The following is a 1,947-nucleotide window of genomic DNA, read 5'->3' as shown; positions in this document are numbered from 1 at the left end:
AGGGAGATACCGGATCGCCCCCGAATGGTTGGCCCCACCAGCTGAAAACTGATCAACTTGACGTGATGCGCGACGACTTAACTCCGCGGCATTGCTTGAACAGTCCGATCGTGGACTCCATCAGGGCGTTGTCGTACGCGTCACCGACGGATCCGATGCTCGCCGCGATGCCTGCCGCGTCCAGGTGCTCGGGTCTGGGCCCACGTCAAGCGCAGCCTGGCCAACCTCGCTGTCGTCGCCCTGGACCGCTTGGAGGTCCTCGTCCGCAACCGGCTCAAACGACTCCAGTACCGGCCCGAAACCCTCGACGGCTTCATAGCCGGCACCGGCCTCACCCTCGACAACCCCACCTCACCCTCGGTTCAGTCAAATCCTGCTGTGACATGACCCACCCCGCCCCACGCCAGCCGCTCCCCGACCGAACCGACTCTCCAGGATCGGGCAGCCGAACCCGGTGCGGACGTCGCGGACGGCCTGGCGGACCACCGCGCGCATGGTGTGCTCATCGAGGGCCTTCAGCCCGCTGTGGGCGAGCGCGGCGAGACGGCGGGCGATCAAGCTCCGCGACGTCATGGAGCGGGCGGAGACGGCGATCAGGGCGCGCGGGGACAGGCTGTAGTCGAGCGCGGCCCCGGCGGCCGGGCCGGTGTCTCGCGTGCGAGACATCTCGGTGCCGCCGGCGACGGCGCCGTGGATCGCGGCCAGGGCGCGCGCGACGTCCAAGAGCCGGTACGCCTGCGCTCGGCTGATGCCGAACTCCGCGTCGCAGTCAGCAGGCGCGCCAGACGGTTAACTCCAGCCATTTCCTCTGATACCGCCCTCACTGTTGGTGGTGGCCGCTACTATCCGCAGCTTCTGGATCTGGGGGAAAGGGCGGAATGTGTTCCGGTTACAGGCGTGGCAGCGGTTCTGGGCAGTGACGGTGTGGGACTTCTTTGAGCCAGACAGCACCAAGGTCTACCGCAGGGCTGTTTCCGATGCCCTGGCCGAGCCCGCTACGGCACAGCTCCTGGGTAAACGCCCGGGCGTGGACCGCGAAAGCGTCCAGGCCGCCCTGCGTGAGGTCCACTACGTTCGCTTTGCCACCAGCCAGTGCGCGCCGGGCCCGCGGGCCGCGTTCGAGACGGCGTCCGCGGGCCTGGAGGAGATCGCCGGCAAGCACCGCCAGGTGGCGGCCGAGTCCGAGTGGAACTGGCTGGCGGTCTGCCTGCTGATCGCAGCGGCCATCGTCACCGCCTTCATCCTCGGCGGCGTGTTTGCGGTCCTGGGCCTGCTGGCCGCCACCGTAGCCGCCACCGCCATCCTCTACTTCCGGGGGACTGCGGTCTGGTTCAACCTCCGCCATAGCCTCCTCGCCGCAGGCTACGGCGTCGCCTGGCTGGCCCAGCGTGTGGAACTGGGAACCCTCGCTGTCCGGTGGGGTGAGGCGCTGCGCGACGACGGAGCCCGCCTCTTGGTGCAGCCCCTCGTCCGCCACATGCTCGGCCCCGACCCCGACTCCCTGTTCATGCCGGACGGCCACGACGGCCTGCGCACCCCTCGGGCCCGCGACTACCTCGTCGACACCAAGGCGTCCGGCCATCTCAAACGCAAGCTCTCTCACTTGGAAGACGGCACGATCGCGGTATGCGGCCCGCGTGGCGCAGGCAAGACCACACTCCTGGAACAGCAGGTCGACACCGCCGGCTTCGGTGTCCTGGCCCAGGCTCCCGCCACCTACACCCCCCACGAGTTCCTGCTCACTTTGTCGGTCCGCCTGTGCCGCACCTACATGGTCAAGCATCGGGCCGAGGTACCCGAGTTCACCCGACTCGCCCCCTTCGGCCGCTTCCTCAAGCGAATGTGGAAGCGAACTAGTGCCGCATCAGGCAACCTTTGCCCTGTTGTGATGTGACGCGCCGTCCGGGTGCTGTGGTGGACGGCGCGTGGGCGTCATTCTGTCCGGGT

Annotated in this window: 2 protein-coding genes and 1 pseudogene; 2 read left to right on the top strand and 1 reads right to left on the bottom strand. The window is 68.3% G+C overall.

Annotated elements, in window-relative coordinates; all coding sequences use genetic code 11:
* Window positions 1–192: 192 nt before the first annotated feature.
* Window positions 193–387, top strand: a pseudogene (locus tag ABZY11_RS44145) (hypothetical protein); the annotation flags it as partial.
* Here the strand turns inward: ABZY11_RS44145 and ABZY11_RS44140 are convergent.
* Window positions 367–723, bottom strand: a complete 357-nt coding sequence (locus tag ABZY11_RS44140; RefSeq protein ID WP_356484570.1) for a hypothetical protein — start codon at window positions 721–723, stop codon at window positions 367–369. The pseudogene ABZY11_RS44145 and the gene ABZY11_RS44140 overlap by 21 nt on opposite strands.
* A 109-nt stretch (window positions 724–832) precedes the next feature.
* Between ABZY11_RS44140 and ABZY11_RS44135 the strand changes: the two genes are divergently transcribed.
* Window positions 833–1,894: a hypothetical protein gene (locus ABZY11_RS44135; RefSeq protein WP_356484569.1), complete on the top strand. Its 1,062-nt coding sequence runs from the start codon at window positions 833–835 to the stop codon at window positions 1,892–1,894.
* Window positions 1,895–1,947 lie beyond the last annotated feature (53 nt).

It is taken from the genome of Streptomyces sp. NPDC006510, from assembly GCF_040611955.1.
Classification (GTDB): Bacteria; Actinomycetota; Actinomycetes; order Streptomycetales; family Streptomycetaceae; genus Streptomyces.
The sequence above is the reverse complement of the archived record's forward strand: the minus strand, read 5'-3'. Positions and strand labels throughout refer to the sequence as shown.